At 64.9% G+C, this 16,966-nt stretch carries 17 protein-coding genes; 12 read left to right on the forward strand and 5 right to left on the reverse strand.

Translation table 11 applies throughout. From position 1 onward, the window contains the following. The first annotated feature begins 66 nt into the window (after positions 1–66). From pal to folD, 9 genes are all read left to right on the forward strand, one after another. The gene (pal, locus tag QF118_RS05695; protein WP_282301680.1) at positions 67–597 is read left to right on the forward strand and encodes a peptidoglycan-associated lipoprotein Pal; all 531 of its coding nucleotides are present in this window, start codon (positions 67–69) and stop codon (positions 595–597) included. Positions 598–603: 6 nt separating this feature from the next. Further along, the gene (locus tag QF118_RS05700; RefSeq protein ID WP_282302414.1) at positions 604–1,437 is read left to right on the forward strand and encodes a tetratricopeptide repeat protein; all 834 of its coding nucleotides are present in this window, start codon (positions 604–606) and stop codon (positions 1,435–1,437) included. Positions 1,438–1,475: 38 nt separating this feature from the next. Further along, positions 1,476–2,771 carry a tRNA lysidine(34) synthetase TilS gene (gene tilS / locus QF118_RS05705; RefSeq protein WP_449441507.1) on the forward strand — a complete coding sequence of 432 codons (1,296 nt, stop codon included), beginning with the start codon at positions 1,476–1,478 and terminating at the stop codon, positions 2,769–2,771. Positions 2,772–2,848: 77 nt separating this feature from the next. Beyond that, positions 2,849–4,768: an ATP-dependent zinc metalloprotease FtsH gene (ftsH, locus tag QF118_RS05710; protein ID WP_282301682.1), complete on the forward strand. Its 1,920-nt coding sequence runs from the start codon at positions 2,849–2,851 to the stop codon at positions 4,766–4,768. Positions 4,769–5,074: 306 nt separating this feature from the next. Continuing rightward, positions 5,075–5,314: a hypothetical protein gene (locus QF118_RS05715; RefSeq protein ID WP_282301683.1), complete on the forward strand. Its 240-nt coding sequence runs from the start codon at positions 5,075–5,077 to the stop codon at positions 5,312–5,314. Between the two features lie 111 nt (positions 5,315–5,425). Beyond that, positions 5,426–6,208, forward strand: coding sequence for a methyltransferase domain-containing protein (locus QF118_RS05720; RefSeq protein WP_282301684.1), 783 nt, complete (start codon positions 5,426–5,428; stop codon positions 6,206–6,208). Between the two features lie 28 nt (positions 6,209–6,236). Next, on the forward strand, positions 6,237–6,824 hold the full coding sequence (locus QF118_RS05725) for an MOSC domain-containing protein (protein WP_282301685.1): 588 nt from the start codon (positions 6,237–6,239) through the stop codon (positions 6,822–6,824). Between the two features lie 167 nt (positions 6,825–6,991). Continuing rightward, positions 6,992–8,668, forward strand: coding sequence for a formate--tetrahydrofolate ligase (locus QF118_RS05730; RefSeq protein ID WP_282301686.1), 1,677 nt, complete (start codon positions 6,992–6,994; stop codon positions 8,666–8,668). 131 nt (positions 8,669–8,799) lie between these two features. Then, positions 8,800–9,717, forward strand: a complete 918-nt coding sequence (gene folD, locus QF118_RS05735; RefSeq protein ID WP_282301687.1) for a bifunctional methylenetetrahydrofolate dehydrogenase/methenyltetrahydrofolate cyclohydrolase FolD — start codon at positions 8,800–8,802, stop codon at positions 9,715–9,717. Positions 9,718–9,719: 2 nt separating this feature from the next. On the opposite strand, the gene QF118_RS05740 is transcribed toward folD, so the two are convergent. After that, positions 9,720–10,139, reverse strand: coding sequence for a PaaI family thioesterase (locus QF118_RS05740; protein WP_282301688.1), 420 nt, complete (start codon positions 10,137–10,139; stop codon positions 9,720–9,722). A gap of 276 nt (positions 10,140–10,415) precedes the next feature. On the opposite strand from QF118_RS05740, the gene QF118_RS05745 reads away from it, so the two are divergent. Next, positions 10,416–10,619, forward strand: coding sequence for a hypothetical protein (locus QF118_RS05745; RefSeq protein ID WP_282301689.1), 204 nt, complete (start codon positions 10,416–10,418; stop codon positions 10,617–10,619). On the opposite strand, the gene pdeM is transcribed toward QF118_RS05745, so the two are convergent. The 3 genes from pdeM to QF118_RS05760 form a co-directional block, all read right to left on the reverse strand. After that, positions 10,616–11,278, reverse strand: a complete 663-nt coding sequence (gene pdeM / locus QF118_RS05750; RefSeq protein WP_282301690.1) for a ligase-associated DNA damage response endonuclease PdeM — start codon at positions 11,276–11,278, stop codon at positions 10,616–10,618. The genes QF118_RS05745 and pdeM overlap by 4 nt on opposite strands. A gap of 39 nt (positions 11,279–11,317) precedes the next feature. Continuing rightward, a complete protein-coding gene (locus QF118_RS05755) occupies positions 11,318–11,581 on the reverse strand; it encodes a hypothetical protein (RefSeq protein ID WP_282301691.1) in 264 nt (87 codons plus the stop codon). Positions 11,582–11,655: 74 nt separating this feature from the next. After that, complete coding sequence (locus QF118_RS05760; RefSeq protein ID WP_282301692.1) at positions 11,656–14,073, reverse strand: ligase-associated DNA damage response DEXH box helicase; 2,418 nt, start codon at positions 14,071–14,073, stop codon at positions 11,656–11,658. A gap of 157 nt (positions 14,074–14,230) precedes the next feature. Between QF118_RS05760 and QF118_RS05765 the strand changes: the two genes are divergently transcribed. After that, on the forward strand, positions 14,231–15,313 hold the full coding sequence (locus tag QF118_RS05765; RefSeq protein WP_282302415.1) for a CaiB/BaiF CoA transferase family protein: 1,083 nt from the start codon (positions 14,231–14,233) through the stop codon (positions 15,311–15,313). After that, positions 15,310–15,984: a nitroreductase gene (locus tag QF118_RS05770; protein ID WP_282301693.1), complete on the forward strand. Its 675-nt coding sequence runs from the start codon at positions 15,310–15,312 to the stop codon at positions 15,982–15,984. The genes QF118_RS05765 and QF118_RS05770 overlap by 4 nt, the downstream gene beginning before the upstream one ends. Here the strand turns inward: QF118_RS05770 and QF118_RS05775 are convergent. Beyond that, positions 15,981–16,913, reverse strand: coding sequence for an aldo/keto reductase (locus QF118_RS05775; RefSeq protein ID WP_282301694.1), 933 nt, complete (start codon positions 16,911–16,913; stop codon positions 15,981–15,983). The two genes, QF118_RS05770 and QF118_RS05775, sit on opposite strands and share 4 nt — an antisense overlap. Positions 16,914–16,966 lie beyond the last annotated feature (53 nt).

Below are 16,966 nucleotides of genomic sequence, written 5' to 3' on the forward strand. Positions count from 1 at the left end.
CCAGGTGTGCAGGTTGTGGTAGCCTGCGCGCAAAAGCAAAAGCACATGAATGAGCAGGACAGACAGATGACACATCTTACCAAGGCAGTATTGCTGATTGCCGCGCTGGCGGTTTCGGCCTGTACCAATCCCAACCGCTTTGGCGACGGGGACGGCGGCGCAGGTGCGGGCGCAGGGGCCGGAACCGGCATCGACAGCGGCTATCTGCCGGGCAGCGCCAGCGATCCCACCTCGGCGGCCTATTTCCAGCAGTCCATCGGCGACCGCGTGTTCTTTGCCGTCGACCAGTCGACCCTGTCGCCCGAGGCCCGCGCCACCCTGGACCAGCAGGCCCAGTGGCTGATGACCAACTCGGACTACCTGGCCGTGATCGAAGGCCACGCCGACGAACAGGGCACCCGCGAATACAACATCGCGCTGGGCGCACGCCGCGCCAACGCGGTGATGGAATACCTGACATCGCGCGGCATCCCGTCGAGCCGCCTGAAGTTCATCAGCTACGGCAAGGAACGCCCGGTCGAGGTGTGTTCGGTCGAAAGCTGCTATGCCAAGAACCGTCGCGCCGTGACGGTGATTTCCATGGGCATCGGGAGCTAAACCTTGATCCGCCGCGCCGTTCTTGCCCTTTGTGTGACGCTGGCCGCGGGCCTTGCCCAGGCTCAGCAAAGCGAAACCCTTGCCGATATCCGTCAGGACATCGCCATCCTGAATGGTGAGCTGCAACGGCTCAAGCAAGAGCTGAACACAACCGGCAGCAGCGGCGTGGCCATAGGGGGCAGCGCGCTGGACCGTCTGAACGCCATCGAAGCCGAGCTTCAGCGCGTGACCTCCAAGACCGAACAGCTGCAGTTCCGCATCGACACCATCGTCAAGGACGGCACCAACCGCCTTGGCGATCTGGACTTCCGCGTCTGCGAGGCGTTGCCGGGCTGCGATCTGGGCACCATTGGCCAGACCCTGCCGCTGGGCGGCGAAGCGGTGGCCGCAGCCCCCGCGCAGCCTGCAACGCCGCCGCCGGGCACCGATGCACTGCCCGCGCATCAGGGCGAACTGGCGGTCAGCGAAGAGGCCGATTTCCTGGCCGCGCAAAAGGCGTTGAACGATGGCGATTTCGCCGCGGCCGCGCAATTGTTTGCGCAGTACCGCGAAGTTTATCCCATGGGGCCGCTCGAAGCCTCGGCGCTGGTGGCCGAGGGCCGCGCGCTTGAAGGGCAGGGCGATATCCGCGAGGCTGCCCGCCGTTTCCTGAACGCCTATTCCGGCTTTCCCGATGATCCCATTGCCCCCGAGGCGCTTTGGCGCCTAGGCACGACTTTGGCCGCGCTTGGCAGCACCCCCGAGGCCTGCGTGACCCTGGCCGAACTGGGCCAGCGCTACCCCGGGTCCGAATACGTGCAAAAGGCCGCAGACAGTCGGGCGGCCCTGGGCTGCCAGTGACGACGGGCGCAAGCCTGAACCAGCGTTTCGCCGATGCCATGGGCCAGTTGCTTGGCCCGGATTTCCCGACCGATATCGCTTTGGCCGTTTCGGGCGGGGGCGACAGCATGGCGATGCTGACGCTTGCGCACAACTGGGCGCATCGCTGGGGCACCCGGCTGTGGGTGGTGACTGTGGACCACGGGCTGCGCCCCGAGGCCGCGGCCGAGGCAGCGATGGTCGCCGAAGAATGCCGCCTGCTTGGCCACCCCCACGCAACCCTGCGCTGGCATTGGGATGGTACCGGCAACAAGATGGATCAGGCGCGCCGCGCCCGGCTGGACCTGATCGACCGTTGGCGGGGCGGGCTGCAACACGTTCTGATGGCGCATACCCGCGATGACGTGGCCGAAACCTTTCTGATGCGCTTGAAGCGCGGCTCTGGTGTCGATGGGCTGTCTGCCATGGTGGACAAGCGCGCTTTGCCTGGGCGTGACGGTCCGCTTGCCGATGCTGACCGTGACGGGGCGCGCCCCCCTGGGGAAAGGTCGCCCAATTGGCAGGTGATCCGCCCCTGTCTGGACATGGCCCGGTCCGAACTGCGTCATTACCTGCGCACGCTGCAAGGCCGGTGGGTCGAGGATCCGTCGAACGATGACCCAGCCTATGACCGCGTCCAGATGCGCCGCCTTTTGGAGGTTCTGGAAGCCGAGGGCTTTGACCGCAAGGGGCTGGCCGACACGGCGCATCGCTTGCGGCAAGACCGGCAGGCGCTGTCGGTGCGGGCCGCGCAGGTCTGGCAGAGCGCCGGGCGCGAGGACCCCGCTGGCGTGCTGTCGCTGGCCCCGGGGTGGTTCGATCACGTGGAAACGACCACGCGGCGGCGGCTGTTGGGGATGGCGCTTCGATACGTGGCAGCGGCGGAATACGGCCCAAGGGCCGAACCGTTGGACAGCTTGCTTGCAACCGTCACCGCGGGCGGCGGCGGCACCCTGCACGGCGTCGAAGCCGCCTACGTCAAAGGCCGGTTGACCCTGTTTCGCGAATACGCGGCAGTTGCAGATTCCGGCGTCGTGGTTGGGGATGGCCAGTTGTGGGATGGTCGGTGGCAGGTTTCCTGCCCTGATTACAACGGCTTGCACCTGCGCGCCCTGGGGCCGGAAGGCTGGCGGCAGGCCGGCGAGAAACCGGCAGGCAGCGTGCCCCACCGCGTTGCGCTGTCGCTTCCGGCGATCTGGAGGGGCGATCGGCTGGTGGCCTGCGACGCGCTGGGTGTCGGACCCGGCGGAACCACGCATCTGTGCCCGATGGGGCAACAGACGACTGGCTTCAAAGCTTTCCTTCTTTCGCATTGAACCGGCTGGTTTGATGGCTATGTTACACGGCAACGCGTCCACTCAGGCGCAATTTCGCTTTTCAAAGGAGTTTTCCCTTGGGCAACGCTCGCAATATCGCCTTCTGGGTCGTCCTGTTCCTGCTGATCCTTGCGCTTTTCAACCTGTTTTCGGGGGGCGGCTCGACGCTGCAAAGCCGCGAGGCCAGCTATTCGGAATTCGTGCAGGCAGTTGAGGACAAGTCTGTCAGCAATGTCGTGATCGACGGCGAACAGGTTCGCTTTCGCACCGCGGACGGGCAGGACTTTGTCACAATCAAGCCTGAAGACGCAGAAGTGACCTCTTTGCTGATCGCCAACGACATCCCGGTGCGCGCCGAGCAGCAGGAACAGTCGGGCTTCCAGTCCTTCCTGTTGTCGCTGCTGCCGTTCCTTCTGTTGATCGGTGTCTGGATCTATTTCATGAACCGGATGCAGGGCGGCGGCAAAGGCGGCGCTATGGGCTTTGGCAAATCCAAGGCCAAGCTGCTGACCGAAAAGCATGGCCGCGTGACCTTTGACGACGTGGCCGGCATCGACGAAGCCAAGGAAGAGCTGGAAGAGATCGTGGAATTCCTGCGCAACCCGCAGAAATTCAGCCGTCTGGGCGGCAAGATCCCCAAGGGCGCGCTGCTGGTGGGCCCTCCGGGGACCGGTAAGACGCTGCTGGCGCGCGCCATCGCGGGCGAGGCAGGCGTGCCCTTCTTCACCATCTCGGGCTCTGACTTTGTCGAAATGTTCGTGGGTGTGGGCGCAAGCCGCGTGCGCGACATGTTCGAGCAGGCGAAAAAGAACGCGCCCTGCATCGTCTTCATCGACGAAATCGACGCCGTGGGCCGGGCGCGTGGCGCGGGCTATGGCGGTGGCAACGACGAACGCGAACAGACGCTGAACCAGCTGCTGGTCGAAATGGACGGCTTCGAGGCGAACGAGGGTGTGATCATCGTCGCCGCCACCAACCGCCGCGACGTTCTGGACCCCGCCCTGCTGCGTCCGGGCCGGTTCGACCGTCAGGTCACCGTGCCCAACCCCGACATCAAGGGCCGCGAAAAGATCCTGGCCGTGCATGCCCGCAAGACCCCGCTGGGCCCTGACGTCGACCTGCGCATCATCGCGCGCGGCAGCCCCGGGTTTTCCGGTGCCGATCTGGCAAACCTGGTGAACGAGGCGGCGCTGATGGCCGCCCGCGTTGGCCGCCGGTTCGTCACGATGGAGGATTTCGAGAACGCCAAGGACAAGGTCATGATGGGCGCCGAGCGCCGCAGCATGGTCCTGACGGACGATCAAAAGGAAAAGACTGCCTATCACGAAGCAGGGCACGCCGTCGTCGGCCTGTCGCTGCCGCAGTGTGACCCGGTCTACAAGGCGACGATCATTCCGCGCGGTGGCGCGCTGGGCATGGTTGTTTCCCTTCCCGAAATCGACCGCCTGAACTGGCACAAGTCGGAATGCGAGGAAAAGCTGGCCATGACCATGGCGGGCAAGGCCGCCGAGATCATCAAGTACGGCGCCGACAATGTGTCGAACGGACCGGCAGGTGACATCCAGCAGGCATCCGGTCTGGCGCGTGCCATGGTTCTGCGCTGGGGCATGTCGGACAAGGTCGGCAACATCGACTACTCCGAAGCGCACGAAGGGTATTCCGGCAATACTGCGGGCCTGTCCGTGTCGGCCCACACCAAGGAGCTGATCGAGGAAGAGGTCAAACGCTTTATCCAGGAAGCCTATGACCGCGCCTTCCAGATCCTGACCGAGCGCAAGGATGATTGGGAACGTCTGGCCAAGGGGCTGTTGGAATACGAAACCCTGACCGGCGAAGAGATCAAGCGCGTCATGCGGGGCGATCCGCCCAACGCAAGCGATGATGACGACGGCACCGGGGCCGCCGAGGATGCGCCCAGCGTGACCGCGATCCCCAAGACCAAGCCCAAGTCCAAGCCGAAAGGCGACGGCGGGATGGAACCGGAACCCTCGGCCTGAGCCTTCCTGAGAACAGATCAAACGCCCCCGGCGCCGCAAGGCTCCGGGGGTTTTTCATGTCGCGGCGGATTGATCAAAATCAACGCTGCGCAGGGGTGGCGGGCCTAACCTGACGGTATCGCGGCATGGCCTTTGATGGCACCGCGACTGACCTGGAAGGGGGCTTTGATGTTCAGAACAACTTTTGCTGCCACAGCTTTGGGGGGCGCGCTGTTGTTGGCGGGCTGTGCCCAGCCGACTGTCGGTGTGATCTATGCCGACCCTGTGTTTGACAAATTGGGGAATCCTTCGTGTCGCCCCGGTGATATGCCCGTCGGGGGCATGTATACCGCCGATCTGCCGATCTGCGCCGTGATCAGCGCGCCGGCGGGGACTGCGGCCGTCGTTGACAGCGATGGCGACGGCATTCCCGATGCGCAGGACCCGGACCCCTATACACCGGACGCGCCGGACGATGGCACCGACGATGGTGACGGCAGCGAAAACCGCCACCGCTTTACCAACGAAGAACAGGAACGGACCAACACCCAGACCTCGGGGGGGTGACTATCCGTCCGATGCCATGGGCAAAATGCGGCCGGGCAGGGATGCCCGGTCGTTTGCATTTGTACCTTTCCCGTCGCTGACTTACCGTCAGCGGACAACCACGAGGCTGCGATGACTCAAACCGATTGGAACCCCGGCGTATATGCCCGCTATGCGGACCTGCGGCTGCGCCCGGCGCTGGATCTTCTGGCGCGTGTGCCGGATCTGCCCGATGGCGTGGGGTATGACCTGGGCTGCGGCAGCGGCGTGGTTGGCCCGATGCTGCGCGGCCGCCTGGGCGCGCGGCGGTTGGTGGGGGTCGAAAACTCACCCGCGATGCTGGAACAGGCCCGCGCCGCCGGTGCCTATGACGACATGATCGCGGCGGACCTTGCCACCTGGAACCCTAAGGCGCCTGCCGCGCTGCTTTATTCCAACGCCGCGCTGCATTGGGTCAAGGATCACCGCGCGTTTCTGCCCCGGCTGGTCGGTCAGTTGCTGCCGGGCGGCACGCTGGCGGTTCAAGTCCCGCATCAGAACAACGCCCCGTCGCATCGGCTGTGGTTGAACCTTGCGGACGAGATGTTCCCCGGGCGGGTCGATCACGCGGCGCTGCCGGCTGTGCTGCTGCCGGCCGAGTATCATCATCTGCTGTCGCCGCTGGGCCGTTTTGATCTGTGGGAAACCGAGTATTACCAATTGCTGCAGCCCACGGACGAAGGCCACCCCGTACGGCTGTTTTCCGAGGCAACCTATGCCCGCCCGATCCTGCAAGCGCTGGAGCCGGGCGAACAGGCCCAACTGATCGCCGCCTATGAAAGCGTGATCGCCAAGGCCTATCCCTTTTCCGCGGACGGATCGGTTCTGTTCCCGTTCCGCAGGATGTTCTTTACCCTGACCCGCACGGCGGGCTGACCCCGCCATCGCCAAAGGACCGCGCCTAATGCCTGCTCTCAAACCCACTGATCATTCCGCCGAAGTCATCTGGCTGGGGGTCGTGACCACCATGGACCGACAGGCCTTGCTGTCTGAAACCCGTGATGCGCTGGACCTGCGGTTTGACGGGATCGACGGGTCTGTTCACGGCGGCTGGACGCGCGAAAGCTGCACCCGGGTCAAATCGCAGTATCCCAAGGGCACCGAAATCCGCAACGAACGCCAGCTGAGCATCATTTCCGAAGAGGAACTGGCCCAGATCGCCGCCAAGATGGGGTTGGACAGCATCGATCCCGCCCGACTGGGGGCCAATATCGTGTTGCGCGGGATTGCCGATTTTTCCCATGTTCCGCCGTCGTCGCGGTTGCAGGCGCCGTCGGGGGCGACGGTGACGGTCGACATGCAGAACCGTCCCTGCCAGTTCCCCGCCAAAAGCATTGAAACCGTGGCCCCCGGGCTGGGCAAAGGCTTCAAACCGGCGGCCGAGGGACGCCGTGGCGTGACCGCCTGGGTGGCGCGCGAAGGGCTGGTGAAACTGGGCGATCAGATGCGCCTGCACATCCCAGACCAACGCGCCTGGAGGCCCGAGGCCTGACGCCTTCGCGCGAAGGCAGTTTCCGATGCGCACATTTCCGAGCGGCTATGCGTCAGGCTTCGCCGCAAGACGCCTGCGAAATGTCGGATTCGCTGTGACAGGCGGTCGCGGGCGCCGCTATGTCTGGGGCCAACGAAAAACCAATTCACCAACGGGATCCCGCTCTGATGGCTTACAAGACCGACATTGAAATTGCCCGCGAGGCAAAAAAGCAGCCGATCAAGGAGATTGGCGAAAAGCTGGGTATCGCGTTCGAAAACCTTGTGCCCTACGGCCATGACAAGGCGAAGGTGAACCAGGACTTCATCAACTCGGTTCAGGATCGCCCGAATGGCAAGCTGATCCTGGTGACGGCGATCAACCCGACGCCTGCGGGCGAGGGCAAGACCACGACGACCGTCGGTCTGGGTGACGGTCTGAACCGCATCGGCAAAAAGGCCGCGATCTGCATCCGCGAAGCATCGCTTGGGCCGAACTTTGGCATGAAGGGCGGCGCGGCCGGGGGCGGCATGGCGCAGATCGTCCCGATGGAGGACATGAACCTTCATTTCACCGGCGATTTCCACGCCATCACCGCAGCGCACAACCTGCTGGCCGCGATGATCGACAACCACATCTATTGGGGCAACGAGCTTGAGATCGACGAGCGCCGCGTGACCTGGCGCCGGGTTCTGGACATGAACGACCGGGCGCTGCGCGACGTCGTCACCTCGCTTGGCGGTGTGGCCAACGGCTTTCCGCGCCAGACCGGGTTCGACATCACCGTGGCCTCCGAGGTCATGGCGATCCTCTGCCTGTCCACCAGCCTTGACGATCTGGAAAAGCGTCTGGGCGACATGATCGTGGCCTACCGCCGTGACCGCAGCCCGATCTATTGCCGCGACATCAAGGCCGATGGCGCGATGACCGTGCTGCTCAAGGATGCGATGCAGCCGAACCTGGTGCAGACGCTGGAAAACAACCCGGCCTTTGTGCACGGCGGCCCCTTTGCCAACATCGCACATGGCTGCAACTCGGTCATTGCCACCACGACGGCGCTGAAGCTGGCGGATTTCGTGGTGACCGAAGCCGGCTTTGGCGCCGACCTGGGCGCCGAGAAGTTCATGAACATCAAGTGCCGCAAGGCCGGCCTTGCGCCCGATTGCGTCGTGCTGGTCGCCACGGTGCGCGCGATGAAGATGAACGGCGGCGTGGCCAAGGCCGATCTGGGCGCCGAGAATGTCGATGCGGTCAAGGCGGGCTGCGCCAACCTGGGCCGTCACATCGGCAACCTCAAATCCTTTGGTGTGCCGGTCGTCGTGGCGATCAACCATTTCGTCACGGATACCGAGGCGGAAATCCAGGCGGTCAAGGACTATGTGAAAACCCAAGGGTCCGAGGCGATCCTGTCGCGTCACTGGGAGTTGGGCAGCGAAGGGTCGGCCGAACTGGCGACCCGCGTGGCCAAGATTGCCGAAAGCGGCGCCAGCCAGTTTGCCCCGCTGTACCCCGACGACATGCCGCTGTTCCAGAAGATCGAGCGCATCGCCAAGTCGATTTATCACGCCGACGAGGTTCTGGCCGATGCCAAGATCCGCGCCCAGCTGCGCGAGTGGGAAGAGGCCGGGTATGGCAACCTGCCGATCTGCATGGCCAAGACGCAGTATTCCTTTACCACCGACCCGAACCGCCGTGGTGCGCCCACGGGCCATTCGGTGCCGGTGCGCGAAGTGCGCCTGTCGGCGGGGGCGGGGTTTGTCGTGGTGATCTGCGGCGAGATCATGACCATGCCGGGCCTGCCGCGGGTTCCGGCCTCGGAAACCATCCGTCTGAATGACGAAGGATTGATCGAAGGGCTGTTCTAAGCGGACGGCGGGACGGCGCTCGCGCAAGCGCGTCGCCCCGCCCACCGTCCCGTCGGTCGGTCCCTTGCCAGCCGGGGGAATGGCGGTTAGGCCGCATCTGTGGGTTCCAGGACAAAAGTGAAGGACAGAACATGGCGGCCAAGGTAATCGACGGCAAGGCGTTTGCAGCAACGGTGCGCGAAAAGGTGGCGGGCCATGTGGCGCGTCTGAAGGAAGAGCACGGGATCACCCCCGGTCTGGCGGTGGTTCTGGTCGGCGAAGATCCGGCCAGCCAGGTCTATGTCCGCTCCAAGGGCAAGCAGACCGTCGAGGTCGGCATGAACTCGTATGAACACAAGCTGGATGCAGGGACGTCCGAGGCCGACCTTCTGGCGCTGATCGACCAGTTGAACACCGATCCGGCGGTGCACGGTATCCTGGTGCAGTTGCCCCTGCCCAAGCATTTGAACGAAGATCTGGTGATCAATGCGATTGATCCTGCCAAGGATGTGGACGGGTTCCATATCTCGAACGTCGGTCTTTTGGGGACCGGGCAGAAAAGCATGGTGCCCTGCACGCCGCTGGGTTGCCTGATGATGCTGCGCGATGTTCACGGATCGCTTTCGGGCATGGACGCGGTGGTGATCGGGCGCAGCAATATCGTGGGCAAACCCATGGCGCAGCTTTTGCTGGGCGACAGCTGTACCGTGACGATCGCCCATTCGCGCACCAAGGATCTGCCCGATGTGGTGCGCCGCGCCGATATCGTCGTGGCCGCCGTTGGCCGCCCGCAGATGGTGCCGGGGGATTGGATCAAGCCGGGCGCCACGGTGATCGACGTGGGCATCAACCGGATCGATGCGCCCGAAAAGGGCCAGAACGAGGACGGCAGCGTCAAGACGCGGCTGGTTGGCGATGTCGACTATGACAGCTGCGCGCAGGTGGCGGGGGCGATCACGCCCGTACCGGGCGGCGTGGGTCCGATGACCATTGCCTGCCTGTTGGCCAATACGGTCACGGCCTGTTGCCGCGCCAATGGCCTGCCCGAACCCGAGGGGCTGACGGCCTGACGCTAGCGGTCCAGCACGACGGGCACCATCGTGCCCGTCAAGGTTGCCACATGCCGCTCGGACCCATCGGTGACGGCGTAGACGTCGGATGTGACCACGATCAACCGTTTGCCGGGCTTGATTACCCGCCCCCGCGCGATCAGGTGACTGCCCGAGGCGGGGGCCAGAAGATGCGTGCTGATCTCTGAGGTGACGACCGCCTGATCGGTCGTCAAAAAGGTCATCGCCGCCAACCCCGCCGAGGTGTCGCCCAGGGTAAAGGTCAGCCCGGCATGACCATAGCCGTTGTGCTGCAGGAATGCCGGCGACAGTGGCGCGGTGATTTCGACGGTGCCTTGCCCGATGCCCGTCAGTTCGGCGCCGATGGTGGCCATCATGGTTTGCAGCGCGAAACTGCGGCGGATGTGCTCTTGGATCGTCATGTGATGATGGAGCCGCGATGCCCGGCCCAAGGCAAGCGTGACGCCACGTTCGAGGCTATTTCACACGGGGGGGCGGGCGCAAAATATTCCTGATTGGCCGACTTGCGGGACGATGTGGCCAAGCCTATTTTTCGCGATGCACGGCGCGCGACTCAGATGGCTCTGACCGACGGCGGTCAGGGGGGCTTGCTACGCCGTTTCGGTGAAATAATGCATATTGTCGAAGGGTTTGCGGCCATCCTGTTGAGCGTGGCTCTTTACGGATGGGCGCTTTCCATGACGCGTCGGGCGGCGGCGCCCGGCTGGGCAAAGAACCAGATGTTCGCGTCGACCGTCAGCCTGGCCCTGGTGGGGCTTGCGCCGCTGGGCGTAGGGCTGGTGGCCCTGGGCCTGACCGAACCGATGACCCTGGCCAGCTATGCCGGGATTGCCGGTATCGTCGGGGCGATGGGGCTATTGTGGTGGGAGGTTCGCGGCTAGTCGCGCGGCATCGGAATGGCCAGGGCGCGCTGACCGGTCAGGATGGCCTGCGCCCTGGCGTTCATAAGGCCCCTCAGGGTCTCTGAATGGGTCCACAGACCGCCGGTATAGGCCCCGTATGCGGGCAGGATCAGGCGGCGGTCATCCACCAGGAAACAGGGGCGCGACAGGCTGCGGCCCCGCGCGCTGATCCGCGCCTTTGGATGGTGGTGGCCTGAAACTTCGGCCTGCGCATCGCTGGCGATATGGCGAAAGACCAGCGGCCCAAGGGTCAGTTCGGCGCGGTGTGACCCGCCCAGACTGACGGGGCCGGGGTCGTGGTTGCCTTCGATCCAGGTCCAGTCCCGCCCGGCCTGAAGCCGGGTGATCCACAACTGGTCGTCCTCGGGCAGGGCTGCCTCGATCCCCGGCATGTCGAAACTGTCGCCAAGGCAGATCACCCGCCGCGCGCCCGTCGCGGTCAAATCGGCATCCAGCCGTTGCAGGGTATCGCGCGTCTCATAGGGCGGCAGCTGTGCGCCGCCACGCGATGACAGGCGCGCCGATTTGCCAAGGTGCAGGTCCGAGACGACCAGCAGACCCCGATCCGGCCAATGCAGGGCACCGGACGGAAGGGCCGTCAGCGCGGCCCCAAAAAAGCAAAAGGCATGGGTGTTCATGGGTTGTTCTTGCCAGTCTTCACCAGCAAGGGCAACAGGTCACGACATTGGGCGCCCATCTCTTGGTGTCCAGCCTTTCGGCTCGCATCCATATCCGTTCTTGTCACGGTCCAACTTGTAAACATCGCGGCCAACGACTTTTACAGGACCCTGAACATAGGCAGGCCCATTGCCCGAACCACCGGCGCAATCGACATCCGAAGCGACCAGGACACAAGCCCAATCGTAATTGCCGTCACAGGCCGCAAAAGCGAGGCCAGGGGTCAAAATCAATAGTGAAACGAAGGCAAGGAACAGGCGCATGAGGCGACTCGTTTACCAAGGTTAATAAAAGGTAAATACCTTGCTTGCCGGTCAAATGCAATTAATGCGTGTGTCTACGCCCCATCGATCCCGGCAAGCCCGCTTTCGTTCAGCAGCCGCGTGACCTCTTCTTCCAGAATGCGTTCGTCCGCCAACCCGTTCACCGGAACGCGCCCGGGCTCAAGGAAAAGCGGCGCCGACAGCGGTGAAATCCGGGTCAGGCGCACATGGTCGATCCGGTCACCGACCCGTGCGCACATCTCGCGCACGCGCGAGAAATCGACCAGGCCGCGCATTGCCTCGGCCCTTGTGATCCGCATCAACAGGTGATCCGGGTCATAGCGCAGCAGCGTGTCATACAGGATGTCCGACGACATGGTCGCCTGCCGCCCGGTCTTGCGCTGCCCGCCCAATTGCCGCTCGATCAGCCCGGCGATGGTGGCGCTGGCGCGAAATGTCCGCTTCATCACCGCATTGCCCGCCAGCCAGCCCTCAAGCCCGGCTTCAAGCGCCCCCAGGTCGAACAGGCCAGCCGGGTCGCCGACCGCGTCCAGCCCCCAGATCAGGGTTGCGTAATCGGTGCTGACAAAGCCCATGGGCGCCAGCCCCATCTCCTCCATCCGCTTGGTCAGGATCAGTCCCAGCGTCTGCTGCGCGTTGCGCCCGGCAAAACCGTAGACGACCATCTGTTGCCGCCCGTCATGGGGAAAGGTCTCGATCAGCAGCCGGCCGGGCTGCGGCAGGCGCGACACCTTTTGCTGCAACTCCAGCCATTGCGCGGTATGGGCGGGCAGGCCCGACCAGTCACCGGACTGGAACATGCGCAGGATGCGTTGGCTCAGCTGCGTCGAGGTGGCGAACTTGGTCCCGTTGAAGGTGGCAATCTTGGGTTTGCGGCCGGGGTCCTTGGACACCTGCACCACCAGCTCGCGCAGCCCCTCATAGCGCACGATCTGCCCGCCAATCAGAAAGGTATCGCCCGCAGTCAGCGAAGCGGCAAAGCCTTCCTCAACCTCGCCCAGTGGCGCGCCGCCGCGTCCGCGCCAGCGCACCTTGAGCGTATCGGTGTCCTGGATCGTGCCGATGTTCTGGCGGATGCGCACGGCCGAGCGTGGATCACGCAATTGCCACAGCCCGTCCTCGCGCTGCTTCAATCGCTGCCACTGGTCATAAGCGCGCAGGGCATAGCCGCCAGTGGCGCAGAAAGTCAGGCAGTCATCGAATTCCTCGCGCGTCAGGTCGGCATAGGGCCCGGCGCTGCGCATCTCATCGTACAAATCGCCCGCCTCGAAGGGGCCCGAACAGGCGGCGATCAGGATGTGCTGGCACAATACGTCGCGTGGGCCGGGGCCGCGCGGCTCTCCGTCCAGATCATGGGCGCGCACCGCTTCAAGCGCGGCCAGGCATTCCACCACCTCAAAGCGGTTCGCCGGCACCAAAAGCGCCTTGGACGGAGCGTTATAGCGGTGGTTCGCCCGCCCGATCCGTTGCACCAGCCGCTTGACGTTCTTCGGCGCGCCGACCTGGATGACCAGATCGACATCGCCCCAGTCAATCCCCAGGTCCAGCGAGCCGGTGCAGACAATCGCCCGCAACTGCCCTGCGACCATCGCTGCCTCGACCCGTTCGCGCTGCGCCCGGTCAAGGCTGCCGTGGTGGATACCGATGGGCAGGGAATCATCGTTCGCAAGCCACAGCTTGTGGAAAAAGATTTCCGCCTGCGCGCGGGTGTTGTGAAAGATCAGCGTGGTCTTGTGCTTCTTGACCTGCTCCAGAACCGCCGGAATGGCGTGGGCGGCGCCGCCCCCGGACCAGGGCGGCGCGGCCTCGGTCTGCAACATGGAAATGTCGGGATCGGGGCCGGGGTCGGCAAGGATGATCTCGCAAGGATCGGGGTGGCGCGCCAGCAGGCTGGCAACGGCCCGTGGGTCCTCGACCGTGGCCGACAGGCCCACACGCCGCAACCCGGGGCACAGGGCGTTCAGCCGCGCCAGCGCCAGCATCAACTGATCCCCCCGCTTGCTTTCGGCCAAGGCGTGGATTTCGTCGACGATCACCCGCTGCAAACCCGCGAACATGCGCGGTGCATCCTCGTAACTGGTCAGCAGGGCCAGCGACTCGGGCGTGGTCAACAGGATATGCGGCGGGTCGGCCCGCTGCCGCCGCTTGCGGCTGGCCGGCGTATCCCCTGTGCGATCCTCGACCCGGATCGGCAGCCCCGCCTCTTCGATCGGCAGGTTCAGGTTGCGTCGAATGTCCGCCGCAAGCGCCTTCAGCGGCGACACGTGCAGCGTATGCAAACCGCCCCTGGGCGCCTGCGCCAATTCACTCAGCGTCGGCAAGAAACCGGCCAACGTCTTGCCGCCCCCGGTGGGCGCGATCAGCAACAGCGCCGGGGCATTCGCGCGCTCCAACATGGCACGCTGATGCGGGTGCACGTGCCAGCCACGCGCATCGAACCAGTTCTGCAAGGAAGGGGGCAGTTCCAACATGTCCCAGACATAGCACTCCGGAACGAAAGGCAAACGCCCCTGTTTCCTCTTGCCCGAAATATCCTGGGGTGAATGGCGCCCAAAGGGCGACAGAGGGGCAAAGCCCCTTTTCATCCCCCCAGCCTTGCGATTGACTGCGCATGAAAAGGACATGCTCATGCTGCACGGCACCCGCATCATCGAATTCGAGGCGCTTGGCCCCGCCCCCTTTGCCGGGATGCTGCTGGCCGATCTTGGGGCCGAGGTGATCGTTGTCCACCGCAAGACCGGCGGCGACAACCCGGCGAAACAGGACGTCACCCTGCTGGATCGCGGCAAACGCTCGATCGCGCTGGACCTCAAGGACGCGGCTGACCATGGCACCGCGCACGCCCTTATCCGCAGCGCCGATGGGCTGACCGAAGGGATGCGCCCCGGCGTCATGGAACGCCTCGGCCTTGGGCCAGAGCAGGCCCATGCCCTGAACCCCGCGCTGGTCTATGGCCGCATGACCGGTTGGGGCCAAACTGGCCCGCGCGCGCGGCAGGCGGCGCATGACCTGAACTATCTCGCGCTCAGCGGCGCGCTGTTTTATGCCGGGCAGGACGAGCCGCCCTTTGTCCCGCCGACCATGCTGGGCGATATCGGCGCAGGGGCGATGTACCTGGCGGTTGGGATGTTGGCCGGGCTGCTCAAGGCGCGTCAGACCGGGCAGGGCTGCGTCGTCGATGCGGCGATCGTCGATGGGGCCAGCCATATGATGGCGCTGCTGCTGTCGATGGGGCCACAATTTTCGACCCATGCGCGGGGGCAATCGCTGCTGGACGGGCCGCATTGGTCGCGCTGCTATGCCTGCGCCGACGGGCGGCACATCTCGGTGCAATGCCTTGAGCCCAAGTTCTATGCGCTGTTCCTCGACTTGCTGAGCCTGTCCGGGGACGCAGGCTTTGCGCGGCAGTACGACCCGGAAACCTGGCCCGTTCTGACCGCCCGCCTTGCCGGACTCTTTGCCGCGAAACCGCTGGCCCATTGGGCCGCGCTGTTCGACGGCACCGATGCCTGCGTCGCGCCTGTGCTGTCGCCTGACGAGGCGCGCGCAGACCCGCATATCGCCGCGCGCGAAATCTGGACGCAGGGGGCAGAGGGCCCCGCCAGCGCCCCGCGCTTTGACACCCACAGACCCACGCCGCGCCCCAGCCCGACCAAGGGGCAGGACAGCGCGGCGATCCTTCAGGACCTCAAGGACAAAGGCCTTTTATGACCCAATCCGACTGTGACGCCCTTGGCGCGATCCTGCGCCGCCGCTATTCCTGCCGCGCCTTTCTGCCCGACCCGGTCCCGAAACCGGTGATCGAGGCAGCCCTTGGCGACGCGCAGCACGTGCCGTCCTGGTGCAATTCTCAGCCCTGGCAGGTGCACGTCTGCGGGGCCGAGGAAACCGAGCGCCTGCGCGCGGCGCTTTATGAGCACGTCAAAACCGCCAGCCACGCCCCCGACATTCCCTTTCCGCAGGCTTACGAAGGGGCCTACAAGGACCGCCGCCGCGAATGCGGCTGGCAGCTGTACGATGCCGTCGGCGTGGCCAAGGGCGACCGAGAGGCCTCGGCCCAACAGATGCGCGAGAATTTCCGCTTTTTCGGCGCGCCACATTTCCTGCTGATCACCACGCCGAAAAAGCTGGGCCCCTACGGCGTGCTGGATTGCGGCGCCTATCTGACGGCGGTGCTGCTGGCGTTTGAGGCGCGCGGCATCGGCGCGGTGCCGCAGGCGGCGGTGGCCAGTTATTCGGGCTTCATGCGCAACTGGTTCAACGTGCCCGAGGACCGCGATGTTCTGGTCGGCGCGTCGTTCGGCTATGCTGACAGCGCGCATCCGGCGAACAACTTCCGCACCACCCGGGCCGATCTGGCACAGGTCGTGGACTGGCGCTAGACCTCTTCCAGGCGGTCCGTTGCAGGGGGCGGCGCGGCGCTGAGCGCGGACAAACGAGCATACAAAGCGTCGTCCAGGGCATAGTCCATCCCGGCCAGCGAGGGCGCAAGCTGCGGCGCCGAGCTGGCCGACAGGATTGGCACGGGGCGGGACGGATGGCGCGCCACCCATGCCACTGCCAGCGTCGCGGGGTCCGCACCCAACTCGGCCGCCAAAGCGGCCAGATCGCGGGCGCTCTGGTGCATTTCGGGCCTGCCATAGCGTTTGGCATAGCGGTCATCCTGCGTCAGCCGCCCGTCCGATCCGGCGGCGTATTTTCCGGTCAACAGCCCGCCGCCCAGCGGCGAATAGGGCACCGGCAGAATATCCTCCGAGATGCACATCGGCAGGATCTCGACCTCGGCCTGGCGTTTGACAAGGTTGTACATCGGCTGGATCGCGTCGATCCGCGTGCCAAGACTGGCGGCGACGCATTGCGCCTTCATCACTTGCCAGGCGGCATAGTTGGACACGCCAATGTAGCGGATCGTGCCCTTGGCCTGCAATTCGGCCAGCGTTTCAAAGGTTTCCTGCAACGGCGTGCCATCGTCCCAGCGGTGCATGTACAGCAGGTCCAGCACGTCCATGCCCAGCCGCTGGCGGCTGTCCTCGACCGATTTCAGGATCGTCTGCCGCGATGCGCCGCCCGCATAGCTGGCCTTGGTCGCGATCAGCACCTGATCGCGTTCGGCACCGGCGAACTGGCCCAACAGGGTTTCCGACGCGCCATCGGTATAGGCATGCGCCGTGTCGAAAAAGCGGATGCCCGCCGCGCGGCAGGCGTCGTACATGGCGCGGCTTTGCGTCTGGTCAGCCTTGCCGCCGAACTGCATGGCGCCAAAGGCGAAGGGGCGCGGGACGGTGCCCGAAAGCGTTGTCATCTGTGTCATGTCCCGCAGCCTTGCACGGCGTTCGACACTTTGGAAGGGGTAGACAGGGGCAG

Origin of the sequence: Tropicibacter oceani (assembly GCF_029958925.1) — a bacterium.
In the GTDB taxonomy this organism is placed as follows: Bacteria; Pseudomonadota; Alphaproteobacteria; order Rhodobacterales; family Rhodobacteraceae; genus Pacificoceanicola; species Pacificoceanicola oceani.

Excerpts from the sequence above, each read along its gene's own strand:
- QF118_RS05770 (WP_282301693.1), top strand. The coding sequence starts at position 15,310 with ATGACCCAATCCGACTGTGACGCCCTTGGCGCGATCCTGCGCCGCCGC.
- QF118_RS05745 (WP_282301689.1), top strand. The coding sequence starts at position 10,416 with ATGACGCGTCGGGCGGCGGCGCCCGGCTGGGCAAAGAACCAGATGTTC.
- pdeM (WP_282301690.1), bottom strand. The coding sequence starts at position 11,278 with ATGAACACCCATGCCTTTTGCTTTTTTGGGGCCGCGCTGACGGCCCTT.
- pal (WP_282301680.1), top strand. The coding sequence starts at position 67 with ATGACACATCTTACCAAGGCAGTATTGCTGATTGCCGCGCTGGCGGTT.
- tilS (WP_449441507.1), top strand. The coding sequence starts at position 1,476 with ATGGGCCAGTTGCTTGGCCCGGATTTCCCGACCGATATCGCTTTGGCC.
- QF118_RS05775 (WP_282301694.1), bottom strand. The coding sequence starts at position 16,913 with ATGACACAGATGACAACGCTTTCGGGCACCGTCCCGCGCCCCTTCGCC.
- QF118_RS05765 (WP_282302415.1), top strand. The coding sequence starts at position 14,231 with ATGCTGCACGGCACCCGCATCATCGAATTCGAGGCGCTTGGCCCCGCC.
- QF118_RS05715 (WP_282301683.1), top strand. The coding sequence starts at position 5,075 with ATGCCCGTCGGGGGCATGTATACCGCCGATCTGCCGATCTGCGCCGTG.
- QF118_RS05720 (WP_282301684.1), top strand. The coding sequence starts at position 5,426 with ATGACTCAAACCGATTGGAACCCCGGCGTATATGCCCGCTATGCGGAC.
- folD (WP_282301687.1), top strand. The coding sequence starts at position 8,800 with ATGGCGGCCAAGGTAATCGACGGCAAGGCGTTTGCAGCAACGGTGCGC.
- QF118_RS05740 (WP_282301688.1), bottom strand. The coding sequence starts at position 10,139 with ATGACGATCCAAGAGCACATCCGCCGCAGTTTCGCGCTGCAAACCATG.
- QF118_RS05730 (WP_282301686.1), top strand. The coding sequence starts at position 6,992 with ATGGCTTACAAGACCGACATTGAAATTGCCCGCGAGGCAAAAAAGCAG.
- QF118_RS05755 (WP_282301691.1), bottom strand. The coding sequence starts at position 11,581 with ATGCGCCTGTTCCTTGCCTTCGTTTCACTATTGATTTTGACCCCTGGC.
- QF118_RS05725 (WP_282301685.1), top strand. The coding sequence starts at position 6,237 with ATGCCTGCTCTCAAACCCACTGATCATTCCGCCGAAGTCATCTGGCTG.
- QF118_RS05760 (WP_282301692.1), bottom strand. The coding sequence starts at position 14,073 with ATGTTGGAACTGCCCCCTTCCTTGCAGAACTGGTTCGATGCGCGTGGC.